This window comes from Streptomyces sp. NRRL F-5122 (genome assembly GCF_001507435.1).
GTDB classification, from domain to species: domain Bacteria; phylum Actinomycetota; class Actinomycetes; order Streptomycetales; family Streptomycetaceae; genus Streptomyces; species Streptomyces lannensis.
Window position 1 is genome coordinate 70,307 of record NZ_LMWH01000228.1, and the last position, 17,563, is coordinate 87,869.

Consider the following 17,563-nt stretch of genomic DNA (forward strand, 5'->3'; position numbering starts at 1 on the left):
CCCTCGGCGGGCGTGCGAGCCGGTTTCAGGGCGGAACGCGTGCCGGGCAGGCGTTGTCAGGGCAGGGCAGAGCAGGGCGCTGTGCTGGTGGATCTCTTGCGGGACGAGCCGTTACGCGGGCGAGAACAGATGGTCGCTGATGAGACGGGCCGCGCCGATGACACCGGCGTTCGGGCCCAGTTCACCGAGGACGATGGGCAGGTTGCCGGTCGCGAGAGGCAGCGACTGGCGGTAGACCTGGGTGCGGATCGCGGCGAGCAGGGTGTGGCCGAGACCGGTCACACCGCCGCCGATCACCACGAGACCGGGGTTGAAGAAGCTGACCAGGCCGGCGATGACCTGGCCGGTGCGGGTGCCGCCCTCCCTGATGAGGTCGAGCGAGGTGGCATCACCCGCCGCGGCCGCGGCGGCGACGTCGACGGCGGTGAGCCCGCCGTTCGTCTCCAGCCGGGAGGCGAGTTCCGCCGACAGTCCTTGCTGGGCCGCCTCCAGCGCGTCGCGGGCCAGTGCCGCGCCGCTGAAGTGGGCTTCTAGACAGCCCCGGTTGCCGCAGGCGCAGGGGCGTCCGTCGGGCACGGCCTGGATGTGACCGATGTCGCCCGCGCTGCCCGTCGTACCGCGGTGGACCTCACCACCGACGACGATGCCGCATCCGATGCCGGTACCGATCTTGATGCAGAGGAAGTCGCCCACGGAGCGTGCGACGCCCGCGTGCTGCTCCCCCATGGCCATCAGGTTCACGTCGTTGTCGACCATGACGGGACAGCCGAGCTCCTGGCTGAGCGCCTCCCGTACCGGGAAGCCGTCCCAGCCCGGCATGATCGGCGGCGCCACCGGCACGCCCTCCGGGAAGCGGACCGGGCCCGGGACGCCGATACCGGCGCCGTCGAAGCCTTCGGCCAGTCCCGTGGCCCGCAACTTCGCCGCCATGGCCAGGACTTGCTCGAAGACCGCGACCGGGCCTTCGCGTACGTCCATGGGCTGGTTGAGGTGCCCCAGCACTTCCAGTTCGGCGTTGGTGACCGCGACGTCGACCGAGGTCGCGCCGATGTCGACACCGAGGAAACGCAGGTTCGGGGCGAGCCGGATGTTGTGCGAGCGGCGACCACCGCGCGAGGCGGCGAGCCCGTCCGCGACCACCAGTCCCGTCTCCAGGAGCCGGTCCACCTCCACGGCCAGCTTGGACCGCGAGAGGTCGACCTGATCGCCCAGCTGCGCCCGGGAGTTGGGTCCTCCGTCGCGCAACAGCTTGAGCAGGCGGGCCTGGTGCGCGTTCGCCGGTCGTGCAGTCATGCGTCTCACGCGCCCCTCCCCGCCTCAATTCGGCTACCAGTGTCGGGCTTTCGAGTGGAACGTAGCAGCGACTGCCGGGAGTGGGAAGAAGTCGCGCAGGGATTCCCGCAATCTTTCTCCACTCACAGGACAAAGGCGGGTCCGAGGCCGGGCGTGGTGACACGTTGGTCCCCACGGTCAGTGCATCGCCGCGTCTCGGACGTCGAGCGAGCCTTGATCGATGCCGACCGCCACCCGGCAGCTCGCGTCGAAGTCCGCCTGGCATCCTGGCCGCACGGACGCCGACGCCCTGACTCCGGTCCACCTCGACAAGGTGATGGACGGGTTGGCGATGAATTCAGCCCTGCCGGCTCCCATGGTCCGGCGACTGTTCGCATGGCGGCGGGGCGGGGTGAAGGTCGCGAGGTGTCCGGACCTCACCGAGGACATGCTCGCCGAGATCATTGCGATGGACGACCGCTGGCTCCTGCACAGCCTGGCCCTCAACGACCGGCTGCCGGACCGGTTTCGCATCCGTCTGGCCGCCCATCAAGACAAGGCGGTCCGGTCCGCGCTCGTCGTCCGCGCCGCGACCGCGCCGAGAGAGATGCTGGAGCAGCTCATCGACGATCCCGACCCACGGGTCCGTCAGTACCTGGCCCAGGGTCATCACACGCCGCCCGACCTCCGGGCCCGCCTCGCCGCTGACTCCGACCCCTCGATCCGCGCCGCGCTGGCGAAACACTGGACCCAAGCGCCGGAAGCAGTCCGCCGGATCCTGCTGACCGATCCCGAGGCCGAGGTCCGCGCCGCGGCCTGTTCGACCTACTTCGCCCATCGGCCGCATCCGGTACCGCCCTCGGACCTGCTACCGACGCTGTTGGCGGACCCCGTGACCCGGGCGGGCGCGATGATCCACGCCGTTCTCGACGCGGACACCCTCCAGCAGCTCGCCGGTGATGCGGACAGCGAGGTGCGCGCTGAGCTCGCCCGGCATCCCGACTTACCGCCGTCGGTCCGCGATGCCCTTGCCGTTGATCCGGCCTTGAGCGTCCGGGTGACGGTCTTCGCCCGACCTGACACGCCGGAGCACGTGCGGGCGCAGATCCACACCTCGGTCCACGAGCTTTCACTTTCGATGGCCGACCCGAGTCCCGACGCCGACGACGAAACGGTCCTGCAGTGGTACCAAGACGTCGCCGCGCCCACGGAGCTGCGGATCCTGCGCCTGCAATGGGTTACGGCCGATCCGCTGCCGCACATCGACTCGCCCTATGTCAGCTTCCGACTCTCAGCAGCCGTCAGCAAGGCCCTCCCCGCCGACGCGGTCGCCCGACTGCTCGACGACGAGGAGGAGATCGTCCGCCTCACCTTGCCGCGCACCGCCCCGCACCTGGTCGATCCCGCGACCGCCGAGAACATCGAGCGCCGCTACCGCCGACGGGACAAGTTCACGTTCTGGTGGGACAACGAGGAGGTCTTGACGTTCCCCTCAGAGGCACTGCGCCGCTTCGCCACCGACCCTGAACCCCGGCTCCGCTCCTTCGCCCCCCACGATCCGAATCTGCCGTCGGAACTCGCCGAGAAGCTGGCCTCCGACCCCGAAGACCGCGTCCGCCGTGCGGTCGCTCCCCACCGCAATCTCCCGCTCCCATCCCTGTTCCGACTCCTCTCCGACTCCTCGGAGCACGTCGCGGAGGCCGCCGGTGCCTCGCCGTTCCTTCCCGTCGAGCGCATGGAGTGGCTGCTGACCCGGGCGGGCCTGTAGCCGCCCTGAGTTCGCGGATGAACTCCGCCAGGGCGGCGAAGACATGGAAACGTTCCTGCCCGACTTCTTGTCCGCGAAGACCTTGCGGCACCCGGCACGTCGTAGGCGCGGACCCGGTCGGTGACGAGCGATCCGGCGACGTGGGGCAAGTCCGGCCGATGGGTGGCGATTCGCTTCAGGTCAACCCTGTTGCATGCGACCGCAGCCCGCACTCGGCGACCGGCCTCTCGCCACCGGGCGGATCCGCGCACCCGAACGCTGGTCGGCCAGGTCGTGGAAGCGCGGGGCGAGGCGGAAGCCGCGACGGCAAGGCCGCGTACAACAGCACGGACGGCCGCCCCGGAGGGGCCCCTGCGCCCCGGAAGCGGCCGCCGGTCAGACGCTGTCGGGCGTTACTTGGCCCGTGCGTGATACGACCGTCGTGTGTGCTCGGTGTGCTCGCGCATGAGCTGGGTGGCCCGCTGTTCGTCGCGGTCCGCGATCGCCGCGATCAGTTCGCGGTGCTCGACCCAGGACTGCCTGCCGCGCTGACGGGCGACCGGCGTGTAGTACCAGCGCACCCGGCGGTCGACCTGGCCGGCGAGCTCGGCGAGCACCGCGTTGCCCGCCAGCTCCATCACTTTCGCGTGGAAGCGGGCGTTCGTCGCGACCGCCCCGTCGACGTCGTCGTTCGCCACCGCGCCCTCGCCCTGAGCACACAGTTCCTCCAGGGCCGCGATGCCGGCGCTGCCCGCGTTGGCGGCGGCGAGCCGGGCCGCCTCGGCCTCCAGGAGCGTGCGCACCGTCAGGAGCTGATCGGCCTCCTCCTCCGTCGGCTCGTGCACGAATGCGCCCTGGGCGGGCCGCAGATCGACCCATCCCTCGGTGTTCAGCCGCTGCAACGCCTCACGCACCGGCTGCCGGGAGACCCCGAGGTGCCCGGCGAGCTCGCTCTCCACGAGGTGCTGGCCGGGCTGCAGTGCGCGGGTGGTGATCAGTTCGAGCAGCGCCTCGTAGACCCGGTCGCGCAGCGGACCGGGCCGCTCGAGTTTGGGCACCGCTCCCTGCGGCAGTCCTGTCGACAACATCGCGGTCCCCCTCCAGGGCAACGGCGGCGCGGTGGCCGGAAGGCCAGTGTCTTTCGTCTACAGTCTACGGGGCACCATGGCCAGGGGCACGGCGAGTTGGGCTTGTCACACCCGACCGGTCGGCCCATCACGGACAGCGGACGACCTGTCCGGCGTAGGAGAGGTTTCCGCCGAAGCCGAACAGCAGCACCCGGTCGCCTCTCGAGATCTCCCCGCGCTCCACCAGCTTGGACAACGCGAGCGGGATGCTCGCCGCCGAGGTGTTCCCCGACTCCGCGACATCGCGGGCGACGACCGCGTTCACCGCGCCGAGCTTCTCGGCGAGCGGCTCGATGATGCGCAGGTTCGCCTGGTGCAGCACCACCGCGGCGAGGTCCTCAGGCGCGGTCCCGGCCCGCTCGCAGACCCGCCGCGCGATGGGCGGGAGCTGGGTGGTCGCCCACCGGTACACGCTCTGCCCCTCCTGGGCGAACCGCGGCGGTGTGCCCTCGATGCGCACCGCGTGCCCCATCTCGGGCACCGACCCCCACAGCACGGGCCCGATCCCGGGCTCCTCGCCCGGAGGGCACCCCTCGACGACGGCCGCACCGGCACCGTCCCCGACCAGTACGCAGGTCGCACGGTCGGTCCAGTCCGTCACATCGGACATCTTGTCGGCGCCGACGACCAGCGCCCGAGTGGCGGCGCCCGCGCGCAGGGCGTGCTCCGCGGTGGCGAGGGCATGGGTGAATCCCGCGCAGACGACGTTGATGTCCATCGCCGCCGGGGACGGGACACCGAGCCGGGCGGCGACGCGGGCTGCCGTGTTCGGCGAGCGGTCGATGGCGGTGGAGGTGGCGACCACGACGAGGTCGATGTCGGCGGGCCCCCGGCCGGCCGACGCGAGGGCTTTGGCCGCGGCGTGTGCGGCGAGTTCGTCGACGGGCTCGTCGGCCCCGGCGATGTGGCGCGTCCGGATGCCCACCCGGCTCGTGATCCACTCGTCGCTCGTGTCGACCACGCCCGCCAGGTCCTCGTTGGTGAGGACCTGGGCGGGCTGGTAGTGGCCGACGGCGGCGATACGCGAACCGGTCATGGGCGGATCCCCCTCATTGCCTCGGGTAGCGGGATCCACAGTCTGATCAGTGACTCACCGGTACGACGGCACGTGAACCGACAGGAATGGGACGCCCCTGTTGTCGGCTTCCCGCAGACCCCCGGACGCCCGGGGGTCTCCCGTACGGCCCTTCGGCCTCAACCGGTGAAGAGCTGTTTGGCCTTCAGGACGAGTTCGTAGAGGCCGTAGCACAGGGGCGCACCCACCCACACCCAGGAGAGGGCGATCAGTGCGCGGCGGTCAGGCGGGCTGCTCTCGCCGGCCATCGGCGACCTCCTGTGGTGCGGGGATGTGGTGGCGGGGGTGGACCGGCCGCACGAACTCGTTGGCGACGAACCCGATGACGAGCAGCCCGATCATGATCATGAACGAGAGGCCGTAGAGGGCCGAACCGTGCTTGCCGGCTTCCTTCTGGTGGTCGGCGATCCAGTTCACGATCAGCGGACCGAGAACGCCCGCCGTGGACCAGGCGGTGAGCAGGCGGCCGTGGATCGCGCCGACCTGGTACGTCCCGAACAGGTCCTTCAGATAGGCGGGGATCGTCGCGAAGCCGCCGCCGTAGAAGGAGAGGATCACGAGCGCGCACAGGATGAACAGCGGTTTCGACGAGTCGCCGAACGACGCGATCAGCAGGTACATGACCGCGCCGACGCCCAGGTAGACGCGGTAGATGTTCTTGCGTCCGATCAGGTCCGAGGTGGAGGACCACCCGATACGGCCCGCCATGTTGGCCGCGGACAGCAGGGCCACGAAGCCGGCGGCCGCGGAGACCGACACCGGCGTGGAGGTGTCCGCGAAGAAGTCCGTGATCATCGGGGCGGCCTTCTCGAGGATCCCGATGCCGGCGGTCACGTTCATGCAGAGCACGATCCACAGGCACCAGAACTGCGGGGTGCGCACGGCGCTCGCCGCCGAGACCTGGACCCCTTCGAAGGCGCTCGGCCCGTCCTCCACGGGCTTCTCGGTGCGCGGCACCCGCACCAGCAGGACACCCAGCGCCATGAAGACGGCGTAGGACAGTCCGTGCACGAGGAAGGCGAGCGCGATGCCCGAGTGGTCGGAGCCGAAGGACTCCAGCATCTGCGCCGACCACGGCGAGGCGATGAGCGCGCCGCCGCCGAACCCCATGATGGCGATGCCGGTGGCCATGCCGGGCCGGTCCGGGAACCACTTGATGAGCGTGGAGACGGGGGAGATGTAGCCGATGCCGAGGCCGATACCGCCGACGAAGCCGTAGCCCAGGACGATCAGCCAGTACTGCTCGGTCTGCGCCCCCAGCGCCGCGATCAGGAAACCGGAGGAGAAGCAGATCAGGGCGACGGTCATGGCCCAGCGCGGTCCGTTGCGCTCCACGAGCGTGCCGCCGAACGCGGCCGACAGACCGAGCATCACGATGGCCAGCTGGAACGGCAGCGCACTCTGGGTGCCATTGAGGTCGAGTGCGGACTCCAGCGACGGCTTGAACACGCTCCAGGCGTAGGCCTGTCCGATGGAGAGGTGGACCGAAAGAGCGGCGGGCGGAACCAGCCAACGGCTCCATCCCGGGGGAGCAACAGGAGGACTCATGATCCCGGACGGTACGAATCCCGCGGGTTGTTGAAAACGGTCGCGTCGACCGTATGCGGTGAGCGGTATCCAGGCTGCGCCGAACGGTCGCCGTCTCCGCTCCGGACGCTGCGCGAACCCTTGCCGCGCACTATCTCCATACTGTAGACAATATTTCGTCGACATGATTCGACGCGTCGCGTCACCTCCGCGGTACTCCCTCGACCGAACGGAGTGTTCCTGTGAAAGTCGCAGTCCTCGGCGCCGGAGCCATCGGCGCCTATGTCGGCGCCGCACTCCACCGTGCGGGCGCCGATGTGCATCTCATCGCCCGTGGACCGAATCTGGCGGCCATGAGGCGGGACGGAGTGCGGGTGATCAGCCCACGTGGCGACTTCACCGCGCACACCCACGCCACCGACGACCCGGCCGAGGTCGGCCCCGTCGACTATGTGTTCCTTGGCCTGAAGGCCAACTCGTACGCGGCGTGCGGGCCGCTGATCGAGCCGCTCCTGCACGACACCACGGCGGTCGTGGCCGCCCAGAACGGCATCCCCTGGTGGTACTTCCACCGGCACGGCGGCCCCTACGAGGGCCATCGCATCGAGAGTGTGGACCCCGACGGCGCGGTCAGTGCGGTGCTCGCGCCCGAACGGGCCATCGGATGCGTCGTCTACGCGGCCACCGAGCTGGAGGCCCCGGGAGTCGTCCGCCACCTCGAAGGAACCCGGTTCTCCATCGGGGAACCCGACCGCAGTGTGTCGGACCGCTGTCAGGCACTCAGCGAGGCCATGCAGTCGGGCGGGCTCAAGTGCCCCGTCGAGCCGGACCTGCGCAACGACATCTGGCTCAAGCTGCTGGGCAACATCTCCTTCAACCCCATCAGCGCACTGGCCCGCGCGACCATGCGCCAGATGTGCCTGCACGGCGGCACCCGCAAGGTCATCGAGACCATGATGCAGGAGACGCTCGCGGTCGCCGAGGCCCTCGGATGCACCGTCGGCGTCTCCATCGAGCGGCGGCTCGCGGGCGCGGAACGCGTCGGTGACCACCGCACCTCCACCCTGCAGGACCTGGAGCGCGGCAAACCGCTCGAACTCGACGTCCTGCTGGCGGCCGTCGTCGAACTGGCGGAGATCACCAAGGTCGAGGTGCCCACCCTGCGCACCGTCCACGCCATCTCGGACCTGCTCGCGCTCAGGAGCGCCGCATGAGACGACGCGGTGCGGGGACCCGGCCCGGGTCCCCGCACCGGTCCGCGCCGTCTCCCGTGCACCGCCGGCCCCGGGCGGCGGGCGCGGCGCCGCGCGCGGTCCGGTGCGAGCGGGTACCACCACGGTGTGCGACCACCGTGGAGCGGCTGCCGACCCGCCCCGCGGGTGCAGGACAATGAGATCGTCGAGGTCACCTCGCGGCACGACCACCCGGTGACCGAAGGCGACCTCGGCATCAAGGGCCGTTTCGGCCGCCAGCACGTACAGAACCGGGGCTGATCAGGACATGGGACGAGTCACGGAACGACGCAAGGTGATCCGCATCCGGGACGGCGCGGTCTCGGCCCGGCCCGACACGCTCGTCGCCGAGGAACCACTCGAGATCAGGCTCAACGGCAAACCCCTCGCGATCACCATGCGCACCCCCGGCGACGACTTCGCGCTGGCGGCGGGGTTCCTGGTCAGCGAGGGCGTGCTGGCCGAGCAGAGCGATCTGCAGAACATCGTGTACTGCGCGGGGGCCACGGTCGACGGCTCCAACACCTACAACGTGGTGGACGTGCGGACCGCGCCCGGCGTGGTGATCCCCGACATCACACTGGAGCGCAACGTCTACACCACCTCGTCCTGCGGGCTGTGCGGCAAGGCGAGCCTGGACGCGGTGCGGACGACGGCGCGCTGGCCCATCACCGACACTCCCCCGGTCCGGCTGGACCCCACGCTGCTCGCGAGCCTCCCCGACCGGCTCAGGGCGGCCCAGCGGGTCTTCGACCGGACCGGGGGCCTGCACGCCGCGGCCCTGTTCACCGAGGACGGCGAACTGCTCGACATCCGTGAGGACGTGGGCCGGCACAACGCGGTCGACAAACTGGTCGGCCGCGCCCTGCAGAACGGCGACCTGCCCCTCTCGCGGGCCGTGCTCCTGGTCTCGGGCCGGGCTTCCTTCGAGCTGGCCCAGAAGGCCGTGATGGCGGGCATCCCGGTGCTGGCCGCGGTCTCGGCCCCGTCGTCGCTGGCCGTGGACCTGGCCGCCGAGACCGGCCTGACCCTGGTCGGCTTCCTGCGGGGCAGTTCCATGAACGTGTACGCGGGGGAGGACCGCATCGTGCTGCAGACCGCGGCAGTCCGGGGCTGACCCGCGCTCCGGCTCAGCTTCGTTCCTGAGCGATCCGGGCGAAGTCGGCGATCAGGGCTGAGCGACGGCCGGCCTCCCAGGCGAGGAACACCTGGTCGGGCTCGGCGTCCCGGACGGGTACGTAGGCGATGTCCGGGCGCGAGTACTGCTCGGCCACCGACTCGGGCACGAGAGTGATGCCCGCGCCCGCCGCCACGCTCTCGAATTTCTCTTCGACGGTGCGGATCGGCAGATCGCCCGGCCGGGGATCGGAGTAGCGCAGCCACGGCTCGCCCTCCAGGTCGGCGAGGGCGAGCTCCTGTTTGCCGGCGAGCCGGTGCTCCGTGGGCAGCATCGCCACCCGCGCCTCGCTGAACAGCGCGACGAGCGTCAGGCCCTGCTCGCGGATCGGCCGCCGGACATAAGCGAGGTCCACGGTTCCGTCCAGGATCGACTGTTCCTGGTCGTCCCATTCGACGCGGCGTGCCTTGACCTCGACGTCCGGATGGACCGCCCCGAAGGCGCGCAGGGCGCCGGTGACGACGACACCCGCCCGGAAACCGACGACGAGGCGGCGCGGCCCGTGTGCGGCGCCGAGCACCCGGCGCCGGGTCGCGGCCGCGTTGGCCAGCAGATGCCGGGCATCGTCGAGGAGTTGGCGCCCGGCCGCCGTCAACCTGACGCCATGACTGTCCCGTTCGAAGAGGCGGACGTCCAAGTCCTTCTCCAGCGCCCGGATCTGACGGCTCAGCACCGGCTGCGCGATGTGCAGGGACTCGGCGGCACGCCCAAAGTGCAGCTGTTCCGCGACCGCCGTGAAGTAGCGGACCTTCCGCAGGTCCAGATCCATGGCCGCCCCTTCCGTCGTGCGGTGGCGATGCCTTCAGGGTATCGCCACCGCGAAAAGAGGTCTTGGACTGCGGGGCGGCCGGGGCCACAGGCTGGACGACGTCGGACAAACGTGAGGTCGAGCAGGGAAGGGACATCGACATGAGCCTGCAAGGACAGCGGATCGTCGTGATCGGCGGTACGTCGGGCATCGGTCTCGCCGTCGCGGAGGCCGCCGGGCGGGAGGGGGCGGACATCGTGGTCGCCTCGCGTCGGCAGCAGAGCGTGGACGCGGCGCTGGAGCGGCTGCCGCAGGGCACCAAGGGCCATGTGCTCGACGCGACGGACGAAGCGGCGGTGGGCGCCTTCTTCCAGCGCGTCGGCGCCTTCGACCACCTGGTCTACACGGCCGGTGAGTCGCTGCTGATGGAGGGCTTCCTGGAGTCGGACCTGGACCGGGCCCGGCGCTTCCTCGACACCCGGTTGTGGGGCGCCTACACGGCCGTCAAACAGGGTGCCCCCTTGATGCGCAAGGGCGGCTCCGTGGTGCTCACCACCGGGACGGCGGGGCGCCGGCCGATGCCCGGCACGACCGTGGCGGCGAGCCTGTGCGGGGCGATGGAGTCGCTGACCCGGGCCCTGGCCCTGGAGCTCGCCCCCCTCCGCGTCAACGTGGTCTCCCCCGGCGTGGTGCGCACGGATCTGTGGCGCGATCTGCCGGAGGAGGACCGGAAGGGGCTGTACGAGTCCTCCGCCGGGTCGCTGCCGGTGGGACGGGTGGGCGAGCCCGCCGACATCGCCGAGGCGTACCTCTACCTGATGCGCGGCGGCTACAGCACCGGGTCGGTGGTGGTCGTGGACGGCGGCGGGGTACTGGTCTGAGGTCGGGCGCTGGTCGGGCGCCCGAGGCTCATGCGGTGGTCAGGCGCACGTGGGAGGCGGTCGCGACCGACCCCAGCCGTGGGAAGTCGAACCTGACCGACGCCTCGTGCTCGGCGGCGGTGAACGCCGTCATGGCGTCCTCCACGAAGACGAGTTCGTAGCCGAGGTCCGCCGCCGCGCGGGCGGTGGACTCCACACCCAGGTTGGTGGCGATGCCGCCGAAAACCAGGGTGCGGATGCCCCGCTCGCGCAGGCGCTCGTCCAGGTCGGTGCCCTGGAAGCCGCCGATCGTCCCCTTCACCACCTCCACGTCGCCGTCCCGGAGCAGGCCGGGCACCAGGCCGCTGCCCGGCGGCTGCTCGGCCACGCTGGGACGCTCGACACGGATGAGGACGACGGGGGCGCCGGCCGACCGGAACACGCCGGCCAGTTCCTCCGCCGTGGCGAGGACTTCCGTGCCCTTGCGGGGCTCCAGTGGCAGGGCGACGATGCGCTCCATCAGGTCGACGAGCACAAGGGCGGTGCGCGCTGGGTCGAGCGCGAGGGGTGCGTTCATGACGGAACGTTATCTCCCGTCAGCCGTCCGTACCGGAAATCCCGATCAACATATCCGTGAACCGGTCGCGTTCAGTGATCGACGTCGCGCCGAACGGCTCCGCCGGGGAAGGCGGGCCACGTTCCCGGCGAGGGACGGCTCGCGCGGCTCGGAAGCGGAGGTCGGGAGCCACGCTCGACGCAGGATCGGCACGGAACTCCGACGCCGCCACGCGCACCGACGACGACTCCCACTCCCGGGTGAAGCTGCCCGGGGGCAGGGCCGTGGTTCGGCGCGTCCACGGCGCCTACGGTCACACACACGGCCGGAGCACACCGTGGCCGCAGGCGTCCTCGGCCGGCTCCGGTCCAGGGCACGCTCCGAAATTCACTGGGTGCTACGCACGCCTCGCCCGGGCGAACCTCAGCGGAAACGCGCCCCCGTACCGACCGCCGTGCGTGACGTCGCGGCCGGTGCGATGGCGACCGGCGCGTTCCGGGGGTCGCGGGAGCGGCGCTTGGCGATCACCGCGCACACCATGAGCTGCATCTGGTGGAAGAGCATCAGCGGGAGGACGGCCAGCGAGGCGTGGGCGCCGAAGAGGACGCTGGCCATCGGCAGACCTGAGGCCAGGGACTTCTTGGACCCGGCGAACTGGATCGCGATCCGGTCCTCACGGGCGAAGCCCAGCGCCCGGCTGCCGTACCAGGTCAGGAGCAGCATCACGCCGAGCAGCACCGCCTCGACGACGAGGAGTCCGCCCAGCCTGAGCGGGCTCACCTGGTGCCAGATGCCCTGGACCATGCCCTCGCTGAAGGCGGTGTAGACGACCAGCAGGATCGAGCCGCGGTCGACGACCCCGAGCACCTTCTTGTGCCGGGTGATGAACCCGCCGATCCACGGCCGCAGCACCTGCCCGGCGACGAAGGGCACCAGCAGTTGCAGAACGATCTTGATCAGGGAGTCCGCCGAGAAGCCACCGCCGCTGCCCCCGAGCAGCGCGGCGGCGAGCAGCGGGGTGATCACGATGCCGGCGAGCGAGGAGAAGGAGCCCGCGCAGATCGCGGCGGGCACGTTTCCGCGCGCGATCGAGGTGAAGGCGATCGAGGACTGGATGGTGGACGGGACGAGGGTGAGGAAGAGCAGTCCGGTGAAGAGGCTGTGGGTCAGCAGCACCGGCACCAGTCCACGCGCCGCAAGACCCAGCAACGGGAAGACCACGAACGTACTGGCCAGCACCGTGACGTGCAGTCGCCAGTGCTTGAACCCCTCGATCGCCTCACGCGTGGAGAGCCGGGCCCCGTACAGGAAGAAGAGCAGGGCGATCGCGGCCGTGGAGGCACCGGACGCCACATCGGCGGCCGTGTCCCGGGCCGGGAAGAGAGCCGCCAGCCCCACCGTTCCCAGCAGCAGGACGATGAACGGATCGACGGGCATCCACGACGGCCACTGCAGGCGTTTCACTGTGCTCCATTGCTTCGCTGTACGTTCCGTGCCGGACACGGTCGTGCCCTCCCCATCGTCCTCTTCCGGCCGCCGATCGGGAATCCGGTATACCGCTCTGACTGTTATCGCGCTCCGCGATAACGTGGGGAAGATGTACGACCCTTCCCAGTTGCGCACGTTCCTGGCCGTGGCCCAGACGCTGAGCTTCACTCAGGCCGCCCGGCGGCTCGGGCTGCGCCAGTCGACGGTCAGCCAGCACGTACGACGGCTGGAGGACACAACCGGACGGCAGCTGTTCTCCCGGGACACGCACTCCGTGGAACTGACGGAGGACGGCGAGGCCATGCTCGGCTTCGCACGGCGGATCCTGGAGGTCCACGAGCAGGCGACGGCGTTCTTCACCGGGACCCGGCTGCGCGGCCGGCTGCGGTTCGGCGCTTCGGAGGACTTCGTGCTGACCCGGCTGCCGGAGATCCTGGAGGCGTTCCGGTACGACCATCCCGAGGTCGACCTCGAACTGACGGTCGAGCTGTCCGGCACGCTGCACGAGCGCCTCGCGGCGGGTCGTCTTGATCTGGTGCTCGCCAAACGGCGACCCGAGGACCGGCGCGGCGAACTGGTCTGGCACGACAGACTGGTGTGGATCGGCGCCGAGCGGCTGCGCCTCGACCCCGACCGGCCGGTTCCGCTGATCGTCTACCCACCGCCCGGGATCACCCGCGCCCGCGCCCTGGAGGTCCTCGAGAATCAGGGCCGGGCCTGGCGCATCGCGTGCACCAGCGGCAGCCTCAACGGTCTGATCGCGGCGGCCCGCGCCGGCCTCGGCGTGATGGCGCACGCCCGGGGACTGGTGCCGCCCGGCCTGGTGCGCGTACCCGAGCGTGCCGGGCTGCCGGAGCTCGGCGAGATCGACTTCGTACTGGCGCACGGCCCCCGTCAGGGCCCGGCCCGCACCGCCGCCCAGGCTCTGGCGGGGGCGGTCCTGGCGGCGGGGGACCGACTACACCGGCGCTGAAGAGGGCCGGTACGGACGGAGGTCCGCCACGGAACCTCGCACCCCTCGCCGTGGGCCGCGTCTTGACCGTGACGGAACGTGTCCGGCTCCATACTGGTCGCCATGCGCGTCGAGTTCGACCCCCAGGAGATGAGCACCGACTCCTTCTACAGGTTCCTGACGTCCGTCGTCGTGCCCCGCCCGATCGCCTGGGTGTCCACGGTCACCACGGACGCGGGCACCGAGAACCTCGCCCCGCACTCCTTCTTCAGCATCGCCAGCACCGATCCGCCGATCGTGCAGTTCACCTCGATCGGCCGCAAGGACTCCCTGCGCAATGTCGAGGACACCGGTGAGTTCGTCGTCAACTTCTCCCCCGCCCCGTTGATGGCGGTGATCAACGCCACCGCCATCGACCAGCCCCGGTCGATCAGCGAGTTCGAGACCGCCGGCGTCGAGCGCGAGGACAGCCGACGGGTACGTCCACCGAGGGTCGCCGCCTCCCCCGTGGTACTGGAATGCCGGTCGCACACCACTTTGCGCATGGGCAACTCCACGCTGGTCTTCGGACGCGTGGTCCAAGCGGCCGTGGACGAGGGCTGCCTCGTCGGCGGCCGCCCCGACAGCCGGTCGCTCCAGCCGCTGACCAAGCTCGGCGGCGACGAATGGGGCACGCTGGGCGAGATCCTGCACCTGCGCCGCATCCCGTACGAGGAACCCGGCACGCACTGAGCCCGATCCGCGCCGGGCGGGGATCAGGCGTGCGCAGGGGGCTTCCCGCGGTGCGCGACATGCACGATGCCCGGCGAGGCGGCGATGCGGTCGAGTCCGAAGACGGCTCCGACGCACAGCACGACCCAGCAGGACAGGATCACCACCGCGCTGCCGACACCGTCGTCGTGGAAGTACGCAAGGCCGTTGATGGCCCGCACCCCGACACCCGCGGGCATCACCGAGGCCAGCGGCTGGAGCCAGCCCGGCAGGAAGGAGGGTGGCAGGACTCCGCCGCTGGTGGCATTGCCCATCACCAGCATGAAGATCGAGCCCAGCGGGACACCGACGGGGCCGAAGACACGGATGAGAAGGACCGTTCCGGCCGCCACCGCTCCCGCCATGAGCGTGATGACCCCCACGAGGGAGAGGAAGGAGCCCGGGATCGCATCGAAGATCGTCGACGCGATGAGCGCCGTGGCGAGGCCCCCCGCCACCGCGAAGATCCCGAGGCTGACCACTCGTTGCCTGAACGAGAGCCTCGGCGCGAGTTGGTACGTCATCTGGCCGAACAGGAATCCGGCGAGGACGAGCCCGAAGGAGGCGTAGAAGACGGACAGTCCGCGACTGTCCCCCTTCGACAGCGGAAGGATGTCCCGCACCTGGATCGTGCCGGTGTCCCCGTGGGCGTCGCGGCCGAGCGGAGTGACCATCGCCGTGACCGCGAGGCCGTTGGCGCCCGCGTAGAGCAGGCGCGGGGAGCCGGTGGTGTCCACGTAGGCCGCGTACACCCGGCGGTGCTCGACGGCCGACCTGGCGGTGTCCGCGTCCTGATAGCGCTCCACCTGGAAGGCGTCGGGCGCCACCCGTTGCAGCTTCACGTCGAAGAGTGCCGCCGCCCGGTCCGAGGCGGCGACCGCGATCGGCAGGCGATGGGCCCTCGGCGTATGGAAGGCGGCGAGAAAGACCGAGACGAACACCAGGCCGATGGTCAGCACGGTGACGACCGGCATCAGCACCGCCTTGGTGCCGGTGAGACCGCGCGGCACCGGCGCCGCGTCGGACTGCGGATGCGCCCGGTGCCGGGACCGGTTTCCGCGCTGTTCCGGATCCGTGGACGCCCAGGAAGGCGGGACGACATCGGGGCCCGTCGTCGCGGACGTGAATCCCTCTTGATGCACGGGCACATCTCCTGATGGGTCGCCAAGTCAGCACTTGCTGACATAGCAATGTAGAGAATTCCGGCGCCCGACCGATTCCCCGTACATACGAGGGTGCTTAGTAGATGGCGATCCGCCGACGTCCGCGCTCCCGCCGTTCCGCCCGGCGCGCGACGGGGCAAGGGGGGAAGCGAAGACGCTACTACCTCACCTCGTAGTGGTCCGCGTCGGCGTGACGCGACTCACTCCCCGTGCGCCGGCGATCGGCCCGTCATGGCAGAGTCGCAGGCGGGGGACCGCACGAGGAGGGACCGTCTCCGTCGATGAGCACCGGAAAGCCCGCGCACCGCAGGGACTCCGCACGCAGCAAGGAGCGGTTGCTCCAGGCCGCGCGCGAGTTGCTGGCGGAGCGCGGTTTCGAACGCACCACGGTGCGGGACATCGGCGAGCGCGCGGGAGTGGACCAGGCCTTGATCGCCCGGTACTTCGGGAGCAAGGCCCGGCTCTTCATTGCCGTCCTGCGCGCCGAGGAGGGCGACGGCACGCTGCCGTCCCTGGCCGACCCCGAGCGGGTGCTCGACCTGTTCGAACGAGTCGGGCGGCTCGGTCCGGGCCCCGTGTTCCAGGTCGCCGTCCAGCCGACCCGGGATCCGGCCGTGCAGAAGGCCGCGCACGAAGCGCTGGAGGCCAGGATGATCGCCCCCTTGCAGGAACACTTCACGGCGCGGGGTCTGGACCGGCCGCGGTTGCGTGCCGAGGTGGCGACGGCCGCGTTCATCGGGGTGATCATGGGCCGCGGCGCCGGGGCCTTCGAGGAACTGGCGGCGGCGGACCCGACCGAACTGCTGCCGTTGGTGCGGGGGCTGCTGAGTCTGTGAGCGAGAGCGCCGGCCGCCGCCGACCCGCGAGAGCGGTTGCTTGCGGAGGCCGGGCACCCGCCGGTCAACGCGACGGGCGCTGATAGGTGAGCTGTTTGACCCGGCGCAGGAACGGCGTCGTCTCCACGTGCTGTACGCCCTCGAGCCGGCCGAGAGGTCCACTCAGATAGGCGTACAGCTCCTGGGTGCTCCTGACCACCGCCGTCGCGACGATGTTCGACGGACCGGCCGTGGCGGAGGCATGGGCGATCTCGGGGTGCGTGGCGAGGGCCTCGCCGACGGAGTGCAGGGCGGCGGGCGCGGCGGTGATCCAGAGGACGGCGGCGACGGAGTGGCCGAACAGGTCCGCGTTGTACTCCGTGTCGATGTACACCGCACCGGAGGCCAGCAGCGCGTTCAGCCGGCGTTTGACCACGGACTCGGAGCGGCCGGTGGCGCGCTGGAGTTCGGGGTGGGTGGCGCGTCCGTCCCGCTCGAGCACGGCCAGCAGGGGTTCGTCCTCCGGTTCGATGCCGACCGGGCCCGGTCCCGGGGGCGGACCGGGCCGGAGAGCGGCGATCTGATCGTCCGTGAGCACGCCGAACTTGCGGATCCAGCCGTTCACCCCGCCGTAGTAACGGTGGAGCAGCTGATGGGCGCGGATCTCCACCACACTCGGGGTCCGTGGCAGCTTGGCGAGCAGCAGATCGTCGTGGTCGCCACGGGTGCGCGGCCGGGTCAGGCACAGGACCTCCGTGCCGCCGGAGGCGAGCCCGATCCAGTAGGTGTCGGGGCGCTTGGCGAGGGCGTCCGCGATGGTCAGCGCGGTGTCCGGGGCGCAGCGCACGCGCAGCATCCACTGGTCCTGGCCGAGGCGGTGGGCGTCCCGCAGCGCGACGACGCGAAGCCCTCCTTCGGCGCACAGTCTGCGATACCGGCGTGCCACGGTCTGGTCGGAGACGTCGAGCACCGCCGCGATCCGGCTGAACGAGGCCCGTCCGTCGATCTCCAGCGCCGACAGCAGTTGCAGGTCGAGCTTGTCGAGGGTGAGGGATTCCCTCTCCATCGGACCTT

General features: G+C 70.7%; 17 protein-coding genes and 1 pseudogene. 8 read left to right on the forward strand and 10 right to left on the reverse strand.

Features of this window, described 5'->3' with window-relative positions; translation table 11 throughout:
* Positions 1-111: 111 nt before the first annotated feature.
* On the reverse strand, positions 112-1,293 hold the full coding sequence (locus tag ADL25_RS21245; protein ID WP_059129344.1) for an ROK family transcriptional regulator: 1,182 nt from the start codon (positions 1,291-1,293) through the stop codon (positions 112-114).
* A 220-nt stretch (positions 1,294-1,513) separates the two neighbouring features.
* Here ADL25_RS21245 and ADL25_RS21250 point away from each other — a divergent pair, with 220 nt between their 5' ends.
* Positions 1,514-3,040: a hypothetical protein gene (locus tag ADL25_RS21250; RefSeq protein ID WP_234380991.1), complete on the forward strand. Its 1,527-nt coding sequence runs from the start codon at positions 1,514-1,516 to the stop codon at positions 3,038-3,040.
* Positions 3,041-3,432: 392 nt separating this feature from the next.
* On the opposite strand, the gene ADL25_RS21255 is transcribed toward ADL25_RS21250, so the two are convergent.
* The 4 genes from ADL25_RS21255 to ADL25_RS21265 form a co-directional block, all read right to left on the reverse strand.
* Complete coding sequence (locus ADL25_RS21255; protein WP_059129345.1) at positions 3,433-4,107, reverse strand: GntR family transcriptional regulator; 675 nt, start codon at positions 4,105-4,107, stop codon at positions 3,433-3,435.
* A gap of 127 nt (positions 4,108-4,234) precedes the next feature.
* On the reverse strand, positions 4,235-5,182 hold the full coding sequence (locus ADL25_RS21260) for a beta-ketoacyl-ACP synthase III (protein ID WP_059129346.1): 948 nt from the start codon (positions 5,180-5,182) through the stop codon (positions 4,235-4,237).
* Positions 5,183-5,340: 158 nt separating this feature from the next.
* On the reverse strand, positions 5,341-5,469 hold the full coding sequence (locus tag ADL25_RS51595) for an MFS transporter small subunit (RefSeq protein ID WP_267889270.1): 129 nt from the start codon (positions 5,467-5,469) through the stop codon (positions 5,341-5,343).
* Positions 5,444-6,769, reverse strand: coding sequence for an OFA family MFS transporter (locus ADL25_RS21265; RefSeq protein WP_059129347.1), 1,326 nt, complete (start codon positions 6,767-6,769; stop codon positions 5,444-5,446). The genes ADL25_RS51595 and ADL25_RS21265 overlap by 26 nt, the downstream gene beginning before the upstream one ends.
* Before the next feature lie 221 nt (positions 6,770-6,990).
* On the opposite strand from ADL25_RS21265, the gene ADL25_RS21270 reads away from it, so the two are divergent.
* The 3 genes and pseudogenes from ADL25_RS21270 (at position 6,991) to fdhD (ending at position 9,097) form a co-directional block, all read left to right on the forward strand.
* Positions 6,991-7,962, forward strand: coding sequence for a 2-dehydropantoate 2-reductase (locus ADL25_RS21270; protein WP_059129348.1), 972 nt, complete (start codon positions 6,991-6,993; stop codon positions 7,960-7,962).
* A 115-nt stretch (positions 7,963-8,077) separates the two neighbouring features.
* Positions 8,078-8,241 (forward strand): annotated as a pseudogene (locus ADL25_RS46395) (Fe-S-binding domain-containing protein); the annotation flags it as partial.
* A 7-nt stretch (positions 8,242-8,248) separates the two neighbouring features.
* Positions 8,249-9,097 carry a formate dehydrogenase accessory sulfurtransferase FdhD gene (gene fdhD, locus ADL25_RS21275; RefSeq protein ID WP_059129349.1) on the forward strand — a complete coding sequence of 283 codons (849 nt, stop codon included), beginning with the start codon at positions 8,249-8,251 and terminating at the stop codon, positions 9,095-9,097.
* A 13-nt stretch (positions 9,098-9,110) separates the two neighbouring features.
* Here fdhD and ADL25_RS21280 read toward each other — a convergent pair whose 3' ends face one another.
* Positions 9,111-9,926 carry a LysR family transcriptional regulator gene (locus ADL25_RS21280; protein ID WP_059129350.1) on the reverse strand — a complete coding sequence of 272 codons (816 nt, stop codon included), beginning with the start codon at positions 9,924-9,926 and terminating at the stop codon, positions 9,111-9,113.
* Positions 9,927-10,066: 140 nt separating this feature from the next.
* Here ADL25_RS21280 and ADL25_RS21285 point away from each other — a divergent pair, with 140 nt between their 5' ends.
* The gene (locus ADL25_RS21285; RefSeq protein ID WP_059129632.1) at positions 10,067-10,786 is read left to right on the forward strand and encodes an SDR family oxidoreductase; all 720 of its coding nucleotides are present in this window, start codon (positions 10,067-10,069) and stop codon (positions 10,784-10,786) included.
* 28 nt (positions 10,787-10,814) lie between these two features.
* On the opposite strand, the gene ADL25_RS21290 is transcribed toward ADL25_RS21285, so the two are convergent.
* Positions 10,815-11,342 carry an isochorismatase family protein gene (locus ADL25_RS21290; RefSeq protein ID WP_059129351.1) on the reverse strand — a complete coding sequence of 176 codons (528 nt, stop codon included), beginning with the start codon at positions 11,340-11,342 and terminating at the stop codon, positions 10,815-10,817.
* 402 nt (positions 11,343-11,744) lie between these two features.
* Positions 11,745-12,758 (reverse strand): bile acid:sodium symporter family protein, encoded by a 1,014-nt coding sequence (locus tag ADL25_RS21295; protein WP_059129633.1) that lies wholly within the window; start codon positions 12,756-12,758, stop codon positions 11,745-11,747.
* 160 nt (positions 12,759-12,918) lie between these two features.
* Between ADL25_RS21295 and ADL25_RS21300 the strand changes: the two genes are divergently transcribed.
* Both ADL25_RS21300 and ADL25_RS21305 read left to right on the forward strand, forming a co-directional pair.
* A complete protein-coding gene (locus ADL25_RS21300) occupies positions 12,919-13,782 on the forward strand; it encodes a LysR substrate-binding domain-containing protein (RefSeq protein WP_059129352.1) in 864 nt (287 codons plus the stop codon).
* 102 nt (positions 13,783-13,884) lie between these two features.
* Positions 13,885-14,493: a flavin reductase family protein gene (locus tag ADL25_RS21305; protein ID WP_059129634.1), complete on the forward strand. Its 609-nt coding sequence runs from the start codon at positions 13,885-13,887 to the stop codon at positions 14,491-14,493.
* Between the two features lie 23 nt (positions 14,494-14,516).
* On the opposite strand, the gene ADL25_RS21310 is transcribed toward ADL25_RS21305, so the two are convergent.
* A complete protein-coding gene (locus tag ADL25_RS21310; protein ID WP_063805697.1) occupies positions 14,517-15,653 on the reverse strand; it encodes an ABC transporter permease in 1,137 nt (378 codons plus the stop codon).
* Positions 15,654-15,955: 302 nt separating this feature from the next.
* Here ADL25_RS21310 and ADL25_RS21315 point away from each other — a divergent pair, with 302 nt between their 5' ends.
* Entirely contained in the window at positions 15,956-16,510 is a 555-nt protein-coding gene (locus ADL25_RS21315; RefSeq protein WP_059129353.1) for a TetR/AcrR family transcriptional regulator, read from the forward strand.
* A 64-nt stretch (positions 16,511-16,574) separates the two neighbouring features.
* Here the strand turns inward: ADL25_RS21315 and ADL25_RS21320 are convergent, their stop codons facing one another.
* Positions 16,575-17,555, reverse strand: a complete 981-nt coding sequence (locus ADL25_RS21320) for an Lrp/AsnC family transcriptional regulator (protein ID WP_059129354.1) — start codon at positions 17,553-17,555, stop codon at positions 16,575-16,577.
* Between the last annotated feature and the right edge of the window lie 8 nt (positions 17,556-17,563).